Here is a 17,746-nt window from a genome sequence, read left to right on the forward strand (position 1 = left end):
TAGCGTACCCTGCGCTCGAGCGTATCGCTCCGAGGAGCACGGGCATGGCGAAGAGCCAGCGTAGGTCGAACAAGGAAGTCCGCAAACCCAAGGCGGAAAAGATCAAAACCAACGCCTCGGCGGTTTCTACCAAGAATGATCCCGTGGCGATGCTGACTATCAAACGATAGGCGCGCACGACGACGATCGCGATCGTCAGCTTATTTTCTACCCCGCCAGAATTATGAATGGAACGACGATGTCGCGAGCGATCAACATCACTGCCACCGAAGCCGAGGTTCGCGCCAGCGCCCTGAAGAACGGTGCCGCCATTAGCGCGATCGAGACGATCCTGTCCGGTGGCACCCGGGTCGTGTTCATGAACGGTGACGACGCCGAACGCATGCGCACGGTGTTCAAGAAGCAGGTCATCGCCGGCGCGGTCACGCGCACGCGCTGGGTCCGCAATGTCTGAGCCGGTCTGTGCGTGAACCGGGCAGGGCCTGAGCCGGGCGATGCTTGAACCTGACCGTGCGGCCGCGGCGCAGCGCCGCTGGACGCAGACCGACATCATGACGCTTCGCGGTCGTCTGGAGGCCGGCGAGCGCGTCGACGATATCGCACCGGCGCTCGCTCGCACCACGGACGGCGTCCGCCAGATGATGGTGCGGCTGAACCTCGCTCGCTGACGCGTCCAACTTGTAGACAGTCCTACATGTCGGCTGTCGACGTGGTGCCTCGACAGGATGTTGCCCGACCGATAGCGTGGTTCCTTCAAGCAGGGGGTTTCATGATCGGTCGGAACAACATGTCGCGGACGCGGCAGGTGCGGATGCGTGCGCTGGGGACGAGCGCGATGAGCTTGGCGGCGTTGCTGGCCAGTCCTGCCTTTGCACAATGTGCGCCCGAGCCGACCGTCGAGAACGGCACGACGGTTTGCTTGGGTACTGACGCGGACGGATTGGTCGTCACGACACCGACCACGATCATCGTCGCCACCGACGCCACGGTCCTGAAGGGATCTGCCCAGACTGGAGCAATCGCGCTTTCTTCATCCTCATCGTCGTCCACGATCGTCAGCCTGACCAACAGCGGCACGATTTCGGCGCCTGGCGGAACTGCGCTTGTCGCGCTGAACAATCCTGCCCGGGTGGGGTTTTCGTCGATCACGAATGCCGCTGGCGCGACGATATCGGGGTCTGGCGGCGCGATGAACGTCTGGTTCGGTAGCCTGACCAATGCCGGGACGATCGACGGCGGGACCGGCAGTGCGATCGTTTTCCCGGGTACCGATACCTCGGTGTTCCCCTCGGCGATCGTCAACAGCGGATCGATCGTGTCTGACGGGGCGCCGGCAACACTCGCGCTGACCGCAAGCACGCCTCAGCAATTCGGCAACAGCGGCAGGATCGTCAACGCCGGCACGGGCCTCGCAATCGACGCGGGAAGCCGCTCGCTTGGCCTGGTGAACGCATCGGGCGGCGTGATCGGTAGCGGCGGCCCCATCGCAATCCGCAGCACGTTCCAAGTGTCGCTGATCAATGCCGGGACGATCAACGGCAGCATCGTGGGCGGCGATGGATTTCCGGACCAGATCGATACGCGCGCCGGGATCGTCAACGGGTCGATCCTGCTCAACCGCGGCGACGACCGACTGATCACGACGATCGGCCAAAACACGCTGGTTGGAAACGTGTTCGGCACGATCGACGGCGGGACCGGGACCGATCTGCTGGAGGTGATCGTCGGACAAAACCATGTTCTCACGGACGTTACGCTGCCGACCAATTTTGAGGTCCTGCAACTCGACCTGATCAACGACGCCACGCTGACGCTGGCCGCGCAACCACCCGCCGGAGGCTATTTCGTGCGTGGCACGGGTACCGTGGTCGTCGGCACCGACCTGACCACGACGGCAGGCCCCGCCATCAGCAACAATTACGCTCAAGAGAATCTCGGGTTCGAGGAACTCCGGTTCGTGAACGATCGTGCAGTCACCGCGACGCTCACCCGTTCCTTCGGCTCCGCGGTCGCCCTGAGCGTTACCACTGCCGTCAACAGCGGAACGATCACCGCGATCAACGGAAACGGTGTTTCGTTTCAAAAGGCGAGCAGCGACCTTCTGTTCACCAACAGCGGCACGATCGTTGCGACCAACACCGGCGCGATCGTCGGCGGCGTGTTGCAGAACACCGGCACGATCCGTTCGCTTACAGGAACGGCCGTCAGCAACGACCTTGGCGGCGGTGGAGTGCGCGCCGACACGTCGACCAACAGCGGCGTCGTCGATGGCGTGACGGCGGGATATGCGCTCAGTTCACTCGTATTGGTGAACAGCGGCCTGATCACGGCATCGAACGGCGTCGGTCTCGCCATGGACGGAGCGACGCTCGACAACCGCGTTGGCGGGATCGTCTCGGGTACGCAGGCGGCGATCCAAAGCGACGGTTTCTTCGAGAACTATGTCGCCAACGCCGGAACGATCAACGGCAATGTCGATTTCGGCTCGGCGAGCTCATCGAGTTGGGCACAGGACTGGTTCATAGATCGCGGCGGCACCGTGGAGGGTGACGTCCGCATGGGTGGTGGCGACGATGTTTTCGTGACCGATCTTGCACGGCCGTCGGGCGGGGTCACGGGTACAATCGATGGCGGCAGCGGCTTTGACATCTTCCGGTATCGCACAAGCGTGAATGCGCAGGTGGCTATCGCCCCGCGTGCGATGTTCGAAGGTGTCGGCTACGAAGTTGCGGGCGGCGCGAAACTGACGTTGACGAGCCCTGCGGCGCTCACCGTACCGCTGAACTTTGCGGGTACCGGAACCATCGACGTGACTGCCGACATGACCACCGATGCGACTGGTGTCGGCCGGCCGTTGATCGATGCTTCGACACTCCCTCTCCCGCAATATTCGGGCTTGGGGGACGCTCTTCCCGGCAACGCCTTATCGATCACCAGCCGCGGCACGCTGACGCTGACGCGGATCGACGCCAACACCTATCTCGGTGCGGCCGTCGTGCTGGGCGGGAACAACAGCTTCGTCAACGCCGGGACGATCGTCGCCACGGACCGTGCGACACCCATGTACAGCCAGTTCGCGGCGATCTCGGGCGGTTTCGCAAGCAGTTTCGACGGCGGCACCGTCGTCACGAACAGCGGTTCGATCATCCTCGACGGCACTGTCGGCATCTCAGGCGGGCGGACCGTCACCAACTCCGGCAGCATCGTGCAGGCGTCGGGCGGTCGCGCCGCGACGGGTATCCGCACGTCCAGCAGCTTCGGGGCAACCACGATCGTCAACAGCGGTACGATCGACGTTGCGGGGGTCGCGGTAGAGACATATTATTACAGCGTCGCGATCGACAATAGCGGCCGGCTTGCCAGTTCTGGCACCGCCGCGATCACCGGCTATGCGAATATCACCAATCGCGCAGGCGGTACGATCGTGGGCGGAGCCGGCCACGCCATTCAGACGTCGGACGGATCGCTGACCAACGCCGGCACGATCACCGGTACGGTCGACCTCGGCTATGCCAGCTTCGGCCGCTCCTTCAACAGCGCTACCTACATCGCCGATGGCGGTACGATTGCGGGCGACCTGCGCTTCGGCGAGGGATCGGACACGATCATCGCCTATACCGACGATGTCGGCGTCAGCGGGACCATCGACGGGGGCGAAGGTTTCGATACGTTCGTCCACGCGCGTCGCGCGACCGGTACCGTGACACTGGGCAGGGCGCTTGCGACCGGGTTCGAGGAAGAGGCGGTGCAAGCGTTCGGGGCCGACACGACGGTTACGATACGCGCCGATGCACCGGTTGCGACGCTGTCGCTTCAGGGCAATGGAGCAATCGTCAATACCGTAGACGTCGCGGGTGACGTTCGGATCGGACCCAACGCGTTCTTCAACAATCCGTTTCCCGTCAACAGTACGGAAATCCTTTCCGCGTTCACCAATCAGAGTGTGATCGGTGGCGGGTCTTTCGGTGAAGCCCGCCGCTTTACTAATAGCGGCACGATCGGGGCGGCGACGCTCACGACCGAGGCGGTGTCGATGAACACGTCCAGCGACCTCGTCTTCGTCAACGAAGGACGGCTCGCGAACGATGGTACCCGGCGTCGGACGGTTCAGCTGTACGGCTGGCAGGCGACCAGCATGGCCGCGACGAACAGCGGCAGCATCGAAGGCGGCGGGTTCTCCGCCTTCTTCACGCGCTACGAAGACAGCTATTATACCGACCCTTCCATCGTTCCCATGACGATGTCGCTGAACAATACCGGCACCATCACGACCGGCATCCGCAACCGGTGGGCGGTGTACATGGAAGCCGACATCAACGCCCGTACGACCGGCACGGTGACGTTGACCAACGGAGGCACGATCGATGCAAGCGGGGAGTCGGGAACGGGCGTCTATCTGGCGGCCTATCCCAGTGCCGGCGATCTGACCGCTGCACCATCGCTGATCGTCGCCAACGCGGGCACGATCCGCGCTAATGGGGGAGGCGGCGAGCGTCTGCTGCCGAACGGCGAACGCTCCATCACGACGGCCCGAGCCTTGTATCTGAATGGTTCGACGGGATCGACGGCGACGGTAACGAATGCCGCCACCGGCCTGATCGAGGCCACCGGTATCCGATCGACGGCGATCGTCGCATATGAAACGACTCTTGACCTCACTAATGCCGGGGTTATCCGCGGGACAGCTGGCACCGTTCTGGCGCACGACGATCCGTTCACGCTGGCATTGGGACGGCCCTTCCTCGCCGGTGCCATTCGCACGTCGGGCGAGACCTCCGATCGCATCGTCAACACCGGCGCTATCATCGGTTCGATCGATCTCGGTGCAGGTGACGACCGGATCGAGAACCGTGGCCGGATTGATGGCGACGTGTTCCTGGGCGCCGGCGACGACAGCTTCCTCCAGCAGGCGAGCGCATTCATGACCGGCACCGTCGATGGCGGCGACGGCACCGACAGCCTGACCGTCGATGCGGCCGGGGGCGGCACAGTCGATGGCGACCGCTTCGTCCGGTTCGAACGCTTCAGCCAGATCGGCCAGGGCAACGTTACCTACACAGGCAATTTCCGCTTCGACACGATCGGTCAATCGGGCGGTACGATCACCGTCGCGGCCGGACAGACCCTATCCAGCGACGGTCCCACCACGATCACCGGCAGCGATGCGGGGGAGACGGTGCTGAACGACGGTACGATCACCGGCACCGTCGATCTTGGCGGGGGTGGCGACCGTGTCCTCAACCGGGGCGCGATCGGCGGATCGGTCCTGCTCGGCGCCGGTGACGATGCGTTCGTCGATGGGCCGAACAGCCGCGTCGCCGGTGCCGTCGATGGCGGCACCGGTACCGACACGTACACGGTGACGCTGGCCGGCGATCGCACCGGCATCGGGCAACGGACGGGGTTCGAGCGACTGGGTGTCGAAGGCAGTGGTACCCTGACGCTGGCGCTGGACCAGAATTTCGAGGCGACGAGCCTGACCGGCGTCGGGCTGAATATCGCCATGAACGGCTTCGCCATCGGTCCGGTCACCGGGGCCGACGGTGCCGAGCGACTGACGACCGATGGCGACATCGGATCGGTCGCCCTCGGTGCGGGTGACGACCTCCTGTCGCTCGGGGCGACGCGGGCCGTCGGCAGCTATGCGGGCGGGACGGGGGCCGATCTGCTGCGCTTCACTGCGACCGACCCGGTGACGCTCACCGGCACGGCAACCGGGTTCGAGCGGGTGCAGCTCGTCGGTGGAACGCTGACGGTCGCTGGGACGCTCGGATTGGCCGGTGCGCCCATTGCCTTCGACGATGCGGCCCAGATCGTAACGGTCGCATCGGGCGGCACGCTGGCCGGTGCGATCGATCTCGGCGCCGGTAACGACAGCTTCCGCCTGTCCGCAGGCGGAACGATCGCCGGCACCGTCGCGGGGAATGTGGGCAACGACACCGCGACGGTCGAACTCGCCGGCGACCGCGCGCTTGCGAGCGCTACCCTGACTGGGTTCGAGACGCTGGCCACCGAGGGTAACGGAACGCTGACGCTGACCGGAACCCACGGCTACGATCAGGTCCAGGCGGCCACCGACCTCGCGATCGCCACCGACGGTGTGCTCGCGGCGCGTCAGGTTGCGTTCGGAGCGGGCAATCAGCGCTTCACGATAGCGGGCCGTTTTCAGGGTTCGGTCTCGGGTGGCGCCGGCACCGACACGATCGCCGTGGCGGGCGGCAGCGCGACCGCACCGGTCGCCTTCACCGACATCGCGACGGTCGAAACGCTCCAGATAACGGGCGGGTACGCCACCATCGCCGGCAGGGCCACTTTGACCAGTGTCGACATGTCTAGCGGTCGACTTGTCGGCTTGGCCGGATCGACCCTGACGGCGCCTCGGATCATGGTCGGACGGGATGCGACCTTCGGTTCGGCGGGCATCGTCAACGGCGACCTCGCCGTCGCCGGCACGCTCAGCCCGGGTGCGTCACCGGGGACGATGACGGTGAACGGCAATGTCGCGCTGGCATCGGGTTCGGTGTCGCTTTTCGAACTGACGCCGACTGTTTCCGACCAGCTGATCGTCAACGGCGCGCTGTCGATCGCATCGGGTGCGACGTTGCAGCTGACGGCGACGGGAGCTTTGCGGCCCGGTACGAGCTACGACCTGATCGTCGCCAGCGGCGGGATCACCGGCAGCTATACGACAGTCCGCAAGCCCGACACGCTGTTCGGCTTCATCGTGCAGCGTGCGGATCGCATCCAGTTGCTTGGCCAGTTCCTCGGCGATCCCGGCTTCTCGCCGCAGGTGAGCCGCAGCATCGCCTATGCCAATGCGACGCTGGCGGTGCAGCCTGCGACGAGCACGCTGTTCGCGTCGCTGCCGTCGCTGCTGACGGCGAATGGCGGGTCCAACCCGCAGGCCTTCGCGCAGCTCACGCCCGAAGCCTATGCCTCCGCGACGCAGATCGGTGTGGAGAATGCGCTCGCCGTGACCGATATCGCTCGCGGTCCCGGCTTCGCACCGGATCGCACGACGCCGGGCGGCTTCACCTTCGCGCAGGGGATCGGCAGCTGGTACCGCCTGGGCGGTGATCCGGCTCAGGGCGTCTCGTCGGCTAGAACCTCCAGCTACGGCTTCCTCGGCGGGGTCGGTTACGGCGACCGCGATTGGTCGGTGGGCGCATTCGGCGGCTATCTGAACAGCCAGCAGCGCATCGATGCGCTCGGCGCACGGACGGGTGCGGACGGTTTCGTGGCGGGCACCCAGGGCCGGTATCAGGCGAGCGGCTTCGGCTTCGGCGCATCGATCGTCTATAACGGCGCCAAGGCGGATACGCGGCGGGCGTTGCCCGGCGCGGCCACTGCCAGCGGTCGCTACGACCTCGAGAGCTGGGTCAGCGATGTCTCCATCCACTATACGCTGGATGTGGGGGGCGACTGGACGCTGCGGCCGCGGGCGGGTGTCACCTATCTACGGACCACGCGCGAGGGTATCGTGGAGGCCGGTGGGCCGCTGGCGCTGACCGTGGCGCGCGATCGCCACGTCGCGGGTTTCGCCGATGGCGGCTTCACCTTCGGCCGGAGCGACGCGTCGGACGCCGCGTTCCGACCCTTTGTCGGACTGGGCGTGCGCTACCAGCTCGAAGGGCGACGGACCGATGCGCTGGCGGGTTATGCCGGCGGTGGGCTGGGGCTGGAAGCCTTGGGTGCGGCGCGCACCAGGGCGGTCGGGACGGCTACTGCGGGCATCGTCTATCGCCTGACGACCGGCCTGGACCTGTTCTCCACCGCGTCGGCCCAGACCGGCCGCGACGATCACCGTGAGAGCATCAGCACCGGCGTGCGTCTGCGGTTCTGACGACCGGCCGGCCTTGCCCTGCCGGGAGGCGATCCGATATCGGATGTCGCAGTCTCCCGGCAGGCCAATTCCTACTCGAAAGCACGAACTCGCACGGTTCGTCGTGGGATCATCCCCTGCGGTCCTCAGGCGGGATGCCAAAAGTTCGTGCTTTCGAGTAGGAATTCGCAAATGGCCCGATCGACCTCCCCGACCCGTTCCGCAGCCCGGCCTCGGGACAGCAAGAAGCCGGCTGCGCCGCGATCGCCGCAGCGCGATCTGTTCCAGCTCGACAGTCCGCTGACCGCCGAGATCCGCGGCGAACGGTCGCTGATGGCATTCCCGTTCTTCGCGCTCAGCAAGAATGCGTGGATGAAGCCGCTGACCTATGATCACGCGACCGTCTCGATCGAGGTTCGCCCGTCCGCCAGCGGCGTCGCGACGATCTACGACAAGGAGATCGTGCTCTACATCGCCAGCCTGATGGCGGCGAAGATCGAGGCGGGGGAGGATGTGGTCCAGGACTTCGTCTTCACCGCGCACGACCTGTTCTCGGTCACCGGCTCCAACCACTCGGCGCGCTCCTATGGGCGGCTGTCGGAGGCGCTGGAGCGATTGCAGGGCACCCAGATCAAGACCAACATCGAAGCGGGCGGGGAGGGCGAGGAAGGTTTCTTCTCGTGGCTGTCCGAGGCGCGACTGCACTATTCGCGCACCAAGACCGGCGAGCGCCGGCTGAAGGCGGTCAAGGTGCGGCTGTGCGACTGGCTGTTCCGCGCGATCCTGCGCGATCGCCAGGTGCTCGATTATGCCGCGGCCTATTTCCAGCTCGGCCCGATCGAACGGCGCATCTACGAGGTCGCACGCTCGACCTGCGAGGAGGGCCCGGACGGACCGGTGCCGCTGGAAATCGACCTCGCCACCTTCCGGCTCCAGATCGGCTACCAGAACCCGCTGTCGAACTTCCGTGCCGCGCTGAAGCAGATCGCGGGCACCGACACGATCCCTGATTACGACATCGCGCTGATCGAAACCGCGCCGGACGCGGAGCCGCGCGCGGGCCGGGGGCGCAAGACCGCCCCGGTCAGCGTCGTTATCACCCGGCGCGAGCGGGTCGAGCCCGAATCACCTGCATTAGCCACACCGATCGATTCGGTAGCGGCTCAGTAATTCCTACTCGAAAGCACGAACTTTCACGGTAATTGTTACTCGAAAGCACGAAGTCGCGCACCAATTCCTACTCGAAAGCACGAACCGGGTGCGACATTTGCATCGGAAATGGCGAAGTTTTTCGAATTCCTACTCGAAAGCACGAACCGGGAACACTTTCACTGTTGGTTTTTTGCTGCAACAAGCGGGGTCACGGCCGGTTGGGCCGGCCACACAAAGCTAATGGAGCGGCTGTGACCACATAAAGGAAAGCCCGGCACGAAGGCCGGGCATCCCAAGGGTATTGTTGGAGCGACGTCGCCAAACGTCGAACCGGAGCTAGTAACTCTCTCCATCTACCCCCGAACGAACGTCAGTTCAAGGATGCGCGTTTCGCGCCACGCCCTCTTTTTGTCCCGGTCCCAGCCCCTGAAGGGGATGGAAGATGACGGCGTTTACTCTCGGGGAGGCGACGGCGCTGGCGCTCGGCCGCGTCCGGCCGTCCGGAACGGCGCTTCGTAGCGGTGGGCGGACGCCCGCCCGCTCGGGTGCTCCTCACCGTACTGGCGCACCGGTACTGCGCGGCAGTATCGAGGCGGGGACGTTCGAGGACCTGTTCTTCGCGGTACCCGCCAAGGGCGAGACCGACCGGCTGCTGCGCATGGCGCGTGCCGCGCTCGATGCCGGACGACGCCTGAAGCGGACGGCGCGGGTCGAGGCGCGCGAGCTGTCCGCGACCGAACGGACGCTCGCCGCGCTGACCGCAGGCGCGGTACGCGTCTATGAGGAGATCTGCACGCTGGCGCGCCTCAACGCCGGCCGCGTGTTCCCCACCTACGATCATCTCGCCCAGGCCACCGCACTCGGCCGCGCGACCGTGGCGCGCGCGCTCCACGCGCTGGAGGCGGCGGGCTTTCTGCTGCGCCAGCGCCGGTTCAAGCGGGTCGAGGGGGCGGGGGGCGAGCCAGAGGCGCCAGCATCGGGCGGACCGGGCAGGGGGCGCGCGCGGTACGCCCAGACCTCCAACGCCTATCGCCCGTTGCTGCCCGGCCGCATCCTCGGCCTGCTACCGCGCTGGCTGCGTCCCGCACCGATCCCGGTCGACGCGCTCCAGCATGCCCAGGTCCGCGACGTGGAGGTTGCGGCGATGCATGCCACGCTGTCCTGCCGCGAACTGGCGCAGGCGACCGTCGGGGGTGCGCTCGGCCGGGTTCTCGCCTCGCTGGGGGCACGGATCGACAGCATAGCTTGCGAGTCTCAAAACCATCCGCAACCGCTACTAGATTCCTATATCACGAGTTCAAGCGGAGTTGGCCTAAGCGGCCAACAACGAAATTGATGACCACAGAAGATCGCGTGATCGCAAAACAACCAGCCGATTATACGATGCCGGTTCAGGAGCGTCGGCTTCGCCGCCGCAATGCTCCCTAGGGGAAGCAAGCGGTTTCCGGTTCGGACGATCGCCAGCGCCGTGCTGGCTGAAACGCCGTCGATATTTCGGAAAGGCGTTGAAGTGTCGGTGTCGACATGTAGAGATACCGACATGAAGACAGCCAGTCGAACGATCGCGATCATCAGCCAGAAAGGAGGGGCGGGGAAAACCACGCTCGCGCTTCACCTCGCCGCGGCTGCTCAGGATGCCGGCGCGGTGTCGCTGATCGTCGACACCGACCCACAGGCCACCGCCAGCCAATGGGCCGCGTGGCGACGGGACGCTCCCCCGGAAGTGATCGACAGCCCGCCACCCCGCCTCGCCGCCAAGATCGAGGCCGCGAAGGAGCAGGGCGCGCAGGTCATCGTCATCGATACGCCCCCCCACGCCGACAGCGCCGCCCGCGCTGCGGTCGAGGTCGCCGATCTCGTCCTGATCCCGTGCCGGCCAAGCGCGTTCGACCTGTCCGCGATCCAGACCAGTGCCAAACTGGTGCAGTTGCTGCGCAAACCCGCCTTCGTCGTCTTCACCGCCGGGCCACCGAATGCGCCACGCATCTATCAAGAGGCGGGCGAGCTGGTCGAAGGGTTCGGCACGCCGCCCTGTCCGGTGCTGCTCCCCGACCGCGCCGCCTATCGCCATGCGTCGGCCGAGGGCCGGTCGGTGATGGAGGCCGAGCCCGCCGGCAAGGCCGCGGAGGAAGTGCGCGAACTCTACCGCTGGACGTGTCGACAGCTCGACATGCCGACACCCCGTTTCAGGAAGGTCAAACCATGAGCCGCAAGCCCAGCTTCGCCAATCTGCGCGCCCGCGCGCCGGAACCGACCGCTGCGCCGGCATCGGAAACCCCCGAACCTCGCGCAAACAGCCGCGAGGGCCGCAAGCAGATTGCCGGCTTCTTCACCCCCGACATGTCGTTCGCGATGCACACCCTGGCGCGGCGTCAGGGGCGGAGTTTACAGTCGCTGATGGCCGAGGCGTTCAACGACGTGCTGCGGAAACACGGCGAAAGCCCGGTGGGGGAGTGACCCGCTCAGTTGAAGCTCAGTCGCCATTTACCGCATTGAGGATGGCCTTGCCATATGCGGTCTTTTTGAAGACCTCGCCTCTGGCCCGTGCTTGATCGGCGGAGATGAAGCCTTGCTGGAAGGCGATTTCCTCGAGGCAGGCGACCTGGATGCCCTGGCGGTGCTGGATGGTGCGGACGAACTCGGAGGCTTCGAGGAGCGAGTCGTGGGTGCCGGTGTCCAGCCAGGCATAGCCGCGGCCCATCTGTTCGACGAACAGGTCGCCGGCGTCCATGTAGAGGCGGTTGAGGTCGGTGATCTCGAGCTCGCCGCGGGGCGAGGGTTTCAGGTCGCGGGCGAACTGGACGACGCGGTTGTCGTAGAAATACAGGCCGGTGACCGCGTAGTTGGACTTGGGCGCGGCGGGCTTCTCCTCGAGGCTGATCGCGCGGCCCTTGTCGAGTTCGACGACGCCGTAGCGCTCCGGATCGTCGACGCGGTAGGCGAAGACGGTCGCGCCATCCTTGCGTGCGACGGCGCTGGCGAGCAGGTCGGTGAGGTGCGCGCCGAAGAAGATGTTGTCGCCCAGCACCAGCGCGACGTTGTCGTCGCCGATGAAGTCCGCGCCAATCGTGAAGGCCTGCGCGAGGCCCTCGGGCCGGGGTTGCTCGGCATACTGGATGGTCAGGCCGAGCAGCGAGCCGTCGCCGAACAGCTGGCGGTAATTGGGCAGATATTCCGGCGACGAGATGATCAGCACGTCGCGGATGCCCGCGAGCATCAGCACCGACAGCGGATAGTAGATCATCGGCTTGTCGTAGACCGGCAGCAGCTGCTTGTTGATCGCCAGCGTCGCGGGGTGGAGCCGGGTGCCGGAGCCGCCGGCGAGGATGATGCCCTTCATGCGGGTACTCCCAGGAGTTCGTCGAGGATGTCGGAGAGCGCCGCCTGCCAGTCGCGTGGGCGGATGCCGTAGGCGCGCTCGATGGCACCGTGGCCGAGCAGCGAATTCATCGGTCGGCGCGCGGGCGTCGGATAGGCCGCGGTCGCGATCGGCTGGACGGCGGGGGCGGGGCCACCGCGCAGGGCCGCCTGCCGGAAGATCTCCTGTGCGAAGCCGGCCCAGCTGGTCGCGCCGGCGTTGGAGAAGTGGAAGGTGCCGGCGGGCGCGTCCGGGTCCTCGATCAGCCCCACCGCGATCGTCGCGAGTGCCGCGGCGAGATCGGTCGCCGAGGTCGGGCTGCCATGCTGGTCGGCGACGACCGACAGGCTGGGGCGGTCTGCCCCGACGCGCAGCATCGTCTTGATGAAGTTGTGCCCGGTCGCGCTCACGACCCAGGCGGTGCGGACGATGACGTGGCGCGGGGTGCCGGTGCGGACCGCCAGCTCGCCGCCCAGCTTGGAGGCGCCATAGACGTTGAGTGGTGCGACCGCATCGTCGACCTCCCATGCGCCGTCCTTGTCGCCGGGGAAGACATAGTCGGTCGACACCTGCACCAGCGGGATGTCCGCCGCCTTGCAGGCCGCAGCGAAAGCGGCGGGCGCCAGTGCGTTGACCGCCCAGGCGGTGACGAGGTCGTCCTCGGCCTTGTCGACCGCGGTGTAGGCGGCCCCGTTGACGACCGCGGCGAACGGCTGGCCATCATGGCCCGCCGCGACTTTTGCGGCGATGGCGGCGGTGTCGGTCAGGTCGAGATCGGCCGCGTCGCTGGTGACGACGTGGTAGCCTTGCGGCCAGACATGTTTGGCGAGCGCGGTGCCGAGCTGGCCACCGCCCCCGGTGACGAGGATAGAGCGCATCAAGCGGCGAGGCCGCGGCGCTGGTCGGCCTGCCGCTCGTCGACGATCGCGCGCCACCACGCCTCGTTGTCGAGGTACCAGCGCACCGTCTTCTCGATGCCGGTCTCGAACGTCTCGGCAGGCTCCCAGCCGAGTTCTTCGCGGATGCGGGATGCGTCGATCGCGTAGCGCGCGTCGTGGCCGGGGCGGTCGGCGACGAAGCCGATCTGCTTGGTATAGCTCTCGCCGTCGGCGCGGGGGCGCAGATCGTCGAGGATGGTGCAGATCGTCTCGACCACCGACAGGTTGGTCTTCTCGTTGTTGCCGCCGACATTGTAGCTGCGCCCCGGTGCGCCGCGCTCGAACACGGCGCGCAGCGCGCGGACGTGATCCTCGACGTAGAGCCAGTCGCGCACGTTGGCGCCGCGGCCGTAGACGGGCAGCGTCTCGCCCGCGAGCGCCTTGACGATCATCAGCGGGATAAGCTTCTCGGGGAAATGATAGGGCCCGTAATTGTTCGAGCAGTTGGTCACCACCACCGGCAGACCGTAGGTGTGGCCCCAGGCGCTGACGAGATGGTCGGAGCCCGCTTTCGACGCCGAATAGGGCGAGCGCGGGTCGTAGGGTGTGTCCTCGGTGAACAGCCCCTCGTCACCGAGCGAGCCGTAGACCTCGTCGGTGGAGATGTGGTGGAAGCGGAATCGTGCGCGCGCGTCCTCGTCCAGGCCCGACCAGTAGGTGCGCGCGGCGTCGAGCAGCGTGAAGGTGCCGACGATGTTGGTCTGGATGAACGCACCCGGTCCGTCGATCGAGCGGTCGACATGGCTCTCGGCGGCGAGATGCGTGATGACGTCGGGGCGGAACCCGGCGAGCGTCTTCGCGACCAGTTCGGCGTCGCCGATATCGCCCTGCACGAAGCGGTAGCGCGGGCTGTCGGACACCGCCTCGACGGTCGTCAGCGTGCCGGCATAGGTGAGCTTGTCGAGGTTCAGGACCTCGTGGTCGCTGTCCGCGATGAGGTGCCGGACGAGCGCCGAGCCGATGAAGCCGGCCCCGCCGGTGACGAGTACGCGCATGGAAGTGACCTCAGGAAAGCGGCGCCAGCGGGCGGCCGTCATAGGAAAAGGGGCTGTCGAACGCGGCGAGCACGGGCTGGGCCGCGTCCTTGGCCGAGAGCTCCGGCGTCGTACCGGCGGGGATGGGCCAGGCGATGCCGCAGCTGTCCCACGCGATGCCGCCGTCGCACTCGGGCGCGTAGAGGTCGGAGCATTTATACGCGACCTCGGTATCGGGCTCCAGCGTCAGGAAGCCGTGCGCGAAGCCGACGGGGACGAACAGCTGGTGGCCGTTCTCCGCCGACAGCTCGGCCCCCACCCACTGGCCATAGGTCGGCGAGCCTGCGCGCAGGTCCACCGCGACGTCGAAGATGCGCCCGCGCAGGCAGCGCACCAGCTTGTCCTGCGCATGCGGCGGGGTCTGGAAGTGCAGGCCCCGAAGCGTGAACGCGGGCACCGACAGCGAGTGGTTGTCCTGCACGAAGCGACAGGCGATGCCGGCTTCCGCGAAGGTGCGCTCGTTGTACACTTCCATGAACCAACCCCGCGCATCGCCGTGGCGCTTGGGACGGATCAACTGGACGGGGTTGTCGGACATGACGGCGCACCTATCGCCGTGTTGTCGCCGAGACAATCGACGCTTTTTCCATGATGCGACCGAATGTACCCCCAAACCCGGATGGTCAGACGATCATACCGAAACCGTTCCACCCTTTGGCGGTCCTGACGATACCGACTGGCTGGCCAGTATGCGGTGCCATGAAATGCAGTCTATCGCCAGGTTGGAACGGCATCGTACCGGACGCTGTCGGAACCGTGGTACAATACATTTCGGTATAGATCCCGATACGGTGTGGCCGCGCCCAGGCTCCGGCATTTAGGAAAAGCGACCGGTCGCCCAAGATGGTCGGCGCATTCACGATGTTGGATACATTGCTGTCCGCGATGTCATGGATATGCAGGCGCAGACGCTTGATCCCCTTCGCTTCCAGTTCAGCGTTGATCCCTTCTGCTCCGCCGTGAAATTGGCCCCCCTCGATCAGGCAAGGAACATCGCCATAGTCGCCGGCCGCGAACAGGAAATGCCGTCCACCCTCGGCCGATATCGTTTTATTGTCGCGGATCGTCAGTCCACCGCTGCCGGGCAGAATGGCGATCATCGCCGACAACCCGCGGATCGCAGTGCCGTCGACGATGTTGTCGTGGAACGTCCCGCCGGATGCGGAGATCAGTACCAGCCTGGAGTTGGGATTGCCCGACGGGCAGCCAGTCACGCGATTGTCGTGCATTATCCAGCTCGTATAACTATCCGACACACTGAGCAGCCCCGCCGGATTAGGGCCGACCGGCAGTTTTTGATCGAAGCGGCGAGCGTCGATGACGTTGTTCGCGATGATACCGCCGCGCACCGGCGAGAGATCGAGGACATTGGTGCAGACGATCCCGCCGCCGTTGACGCCGAGCAACGTGTTGCCGGTGATGGTCCAAGAACTCGCCCCGTCTTCTACCGCAATCATCGACGGAAGCATCGTCAGTTTTTCGTTGCTGATCGTGTTGTTCGCTATGACCGCGCCAACGCACGAGGCGCCGTTGATCGCAATCGCCGCGTCGGTCGCGTCGACGACGATGTTGTCGTTGATGACAGTGCTGCGGCCCTTGGCAAACACCGCGCCGCTGCAGCCGAGGAACTGACATCCGATGACGCTGAGGTAAGGCGCGTTGCCCAGGCCCCATATCGAGGTGCCCTTCGGATTGCCCAGAAACCGGCAATCGCGGATCGTCGTCGAGGGCGCCGTGGTCCAGATCAGGCCGTTCTCCACCGCGCTGCCGGACGGCGCGTCGATGGCGTCGAAGATGATGTTGCTGATACTGACATCGGGCGACGTGACAAACAGGACGCGCATGTGCGTCCCATTGCCGTCGCTGTCAGACGCGACATTGAAATCGCGCGCAACCTTGATCCTGCCTCCGCCCGAAAGCGAGATGCCGCTGGTCGAAAGTCTGAGGCGGGATGTGACGAGATACGTCTTCCCGGGCGCTAGGCGGACGCTGCGACCAGTGTCGAAGGTGGCCTGGAGCGCCGCGGTATCGTCGGTCACGCCGTCGCCTACCGCGCCGTGATCCTCCGGCGGAATCGCGAGATGATCGTCGCGCCGGGGTGCCTGGCCCGTGGTCGCAGCGCAGCCGGCCCGACCATGCGACGGGGTGCCCGACAGGACGGCCAGTCCCGCGGCCGTACCCAAGGCCACACGTCGTGATACGGTGCGTTTCGCGGCTCCGTCGTCGTAGGGCGGGAGGTTCTCGCGCGTCGTCATATGATCGGTTCCCGTGTCGGATGCAGACGTCGGCGGACTTTTTTGCGCGATCGATCTGGAGAGGAAGGAGGGGGTCGACTATGGATGCCGGAATCCGGACGACAGATCCCGGTTCCAATGGCTGAACCAGCACGGTTCACTGCGCTGCCCGCAGACGAAGAATATGGATATTACATGGATTTACGGGGAAAGAAGGTACTGGTTACCGGTGCGGACGGTTTCATCGGTTCACATCTCGTCGAATATCTCGTGACGCAAGGGTGCGACGTGCGCGCCTTCGTCTATTATAACAGCTTTAACAGCTGGGGATGGCTGGACCACTCGCCGGCGTCGTTGCGCACGTCGCTCGACGTGTTCGCCGGGGACATTCGCGATCCGCATGGCGTGCGGCAAGCGATGCGCGATTGCGACGTCGTATTCCATCTCGCGGCGCTGATCGCCATCCCGTATTCCTATCATTCTCCAGACACTTATCTCGACACTAACATCAAGGGCACGCTGAACGTCGTCCAGGCGGCACGCGACCTGGGCGTGGCGCGGGTTGTCCATACCTCCACCAGCGAGGTCTACGGTACCGCCCGGTTCGTGCCGATTACCGAGGAGCATCCGCTCCAGGGACAGTCGCCCTATTCGGCCAGCAAGATCGGCGCCGACCAGATGGCGTTGAGCTTCCATTCGTCATTCGAGACGCCAGTTGCGGTCATCCGGCCCTTCAACACCTACGGCCCGCGGCAGTCAGCGCGCGCGGTTATTCCCACCATCATTACCCAGATCGCGGCGGGTGCGACCGAGATCCGGCTGGGCGCGGTCCATCCGACGCGCGACTTCAACTACGTCAGCGATACTGTGCGCGGCTTCGTCGCGGTGGCCACTGCGGACGATGCGATCGGGCAGGTCGTCAACATCGCCAGCAACTACGAAATTTCGGTCGGCGACACCGCTGCGCTGATCGCGCAGCGCATGGGGCGCGAGGTGCGCATCGTCTGCGAGGACGATCGGCTGCGGCCGTCCGGCAGCGAGGTGGAACGGCTCTGGGGCGACAATGCCCGGGCGAAGGCGCTGACCGGGTGGGAACCGGAATATGGGGATCGTGAAGGGTTCGCACGCGGGCTGGACGAGACGATTGCGTGGTTTGCCGAACCGGCAAATCTGGCGCGTTATAAAACCGACATCTACAACATCTAAGG

At 65.6% G+C, this 17,746-nt stretch carries 15 protein-coding genes; 9 read left to right on the top strand and 6 right to left on the bottom strand.

All coding sequences use genetic code 11. The features are described 5' to 3' along the window. Positions 1–44: 44 nt before the first annotated feature. From AC0CH8_RS17545 to AC0CH8_RS17555, 3 genes are all read left to right on the top strand, one after another. A complete protein-coding gene (locus AC0CH8_RS17545; protein WP_465240984.1) occupies positions 45–170 on the top strand; it encodes a hypothetical protein in 126 nt (41 codons plus the stop codon). Between the two features lie 68 nt (positions 171–238). Further along, positions 239–454 carry a hypothetical protein gene (locus AC0CH8_RS17550; protein WP_204200536.1) on the top strand — a complete coding sequence of 72 codons (216 nt, stop codon included), beginning with the start codon at positions 239–241 and terminating at the stop codon, positions 452–454. A 40-nt stretch (positions 455–494) separates the two neighbouring features. Beyond that, positions 495–668 carry a hypothetical protein gene (locus tag AC0CH8_RS17555; protein ID WP_465240985.1) on the top strand — a complete coding sequence of 58 codons (174 nt, stop codon included), beginning with the start codon at positions 495–497 and terminating at the stop codon, positions 666–668. An 85-nt stretch (positions 669–753) separates the two neighbouring features. On the opposite strand, the gene AC0CH8_RS17560 is transcribed toward AC0CH8_RS17555, so the two are convergent. Further along, the gene (locus AC0CH8_RS17560) at positions 754–1,302 is read right to left on the bottom strand and encodes a hypothetical protein (RefSeq protein WP_465240986.1); all 549 of its coding nucleotides are present in this window, start codon (positions 1,300–1,302) and stop codon (positions 754–756) included. Between AC0CH8_RS17560 and AC0CH8_RS17565 the strand changes: the two genes are divergently transcribed. The 5 genes from AC0CH8_RS17565 to AC0CH8_RS17585 all read left to right on the top strand — a co-directional run bounded on the left by AC0CH8_RS17565 (position 1,280) and on the right by AC0CH8_RS17585 (position 11,431). Continuing rightward, complete coding sequence (locus AC0CH8_RS17565; RefSeq protein WP_465240987.1) at positions 1,280–7,843, top strand: autotransporter outer membrane beta-barrel domain-containing protein; 6,564 nt, start codon at positions 1,280–1,282, stop codon at positions 7,841–7,843. The genes AC0CH8_RS17560 and AC0CH8_RS17565 overlap by 23 nt on opposite strands. Before the next feature lie 171 nt (positions 7,844–8,014). Next, entirely contained in the window at positions 8,015–8,992 is a 978-nt protein-coding gene (locus AC0CH8_RS17570; RefSeq protein ID WP_465240988.1) for a replication initiator protein A, read from the top strand. A 424-nt stretch (positions 8,993–9,416) separates the two neighbouring features. Then, positions 9,417–10,310, top strand: a complete 894-nt coding sequence (locus AC0CH8_RS17575; RefSeq protein ID WP_465240989.1) for a helix-turn-helix domain-containing protein — start codon at positions 9,417–9,419, stop codon at positions 10,308–10,310. A 204-nt stretch (positions 10,311–10,514) separates the two neighbouring features. Continuing rightward, a complete protein-coding gene (parA, locus tag AC0CH8_RS17580) occupies positions 10,515–11,180 on the top strand; it encodes a ParA family partition ATPase (protein ID WP_465240990.1) in 666 nt (221 codons plus the stop codon). After that, on the top strand, positions 11,177–11,431 hold the full coding sequence (locus AC0CH8_RS17585) for a ribbon-helix-helix domain-containing protein (RefSeq protein ID WP_465240991.1): 255 nt from the start codon (positions 11,177–11,179) through the stop codon (positions 11,429–11,431). The genes parA and AC0CH8_RS17585 overlap by 4 nt, the downstream gene beginning before the upstream one ends. A gap of 16 nt (positions 11,432–11,447) precedes the next feature. Here AC0CH8_RS17585 and rfbA read toward each other — a convergent pair whose 3' ends face one another. The 5 genes from rfbA to AC0CH8_RS17610 all read right to left on the bottom strand — a co-directional run bounded on the left by rfbA (position 11,448) and on the right by AC0CH8_RS17610 (position 16,559). Beyond that, entirely contained in the window at positions 11,448–12,314 is an 867-nt protein-coding gene (rfbA, locus tag AC0CH8_RS17590) for a glucose-1-phosphate thymidylyltransferase RfbA (protein WP_465240992.1), read from the bottom strand. Next, entirely contained in the window at positions 12,311–13,210 is a 900-nt protein-coding gene (gene rfbD / locus AC0CH8_RS17595; protein WP_465240993.1) for a dTDP-4-dehydrorhamnose reductase, read from the bottom strand. Before rfbD ends, rfbA begins: the two co-directional genes overlap by 4 nt. Continuing rightward, the gene (gene rfbB, locus AC0CH8_RS17600) at positions 13,210–14,265 is read right to left on the bottom strand and encodes a dTDP-glucose 4,6-dehydratase (RefSeq protein ID WP_465240994.1); all 1,056 of its coding nucleotides are present in this window, start codon (positions 14,263–14,265) and stop codon (positions 13,210–13,212) included. Before rfbB ends, rfbD begins: the two co-directional genes overlap by 1 nt. Before the next feature lie 10 nt (positions 14,266–14,275). Further along, positions 14,276–14,842 carry a dTDP-4-dehydrorhamnose 3,5-epimerase gene (gene rfbC, locus AC0CH8_RS17605; protein ID WP_465240995.1) on the bottom strand — a complete coding sequence of 189 codons (567 nt, stop codon included), beginning with the start codon at positions 14,840–14,842 and terminating at the stop codon, positions 14,276–14,278. Positions 14,843–14,927: 85 nt separating this feature from the next. After that, positions 14,928–16,559: a right-handed parallel beta-helix repeat-containing protein gene (locus AC0CH8_RS17610; RefSeq protein WP_465240996.1), complete on the bottom strand. Its 1,632-nt coding sequence runs from the start codon at positions 16,557–16,559 to the stop codon at positions 14,928–14,930. A 174-nt stretch (positions 16,560–16,733) separates the two neighbouring features. Here AC0CH8_RS17610 and AC0CH8_RS17615 point away from each other — a divergent pair, with 174 nt between their 5' ends. Beyond that, on the top strand, positions 16,734–17,744 hold the full coding sequence (locus AC0CH8_RS17615; protein ID WP_465240997.1) for an NAD-dependent 4,6-dehydratase LegB: 1,011 nt from the start codon (positions 16,734–16,736) through the stop codon (positions 17,742–17,744). Positions 17,745–17,746 lie beyond the last annotated feature (2 nt).

This window comes from Sphingomonas sp. AC435, assembly GCF_979253005.1.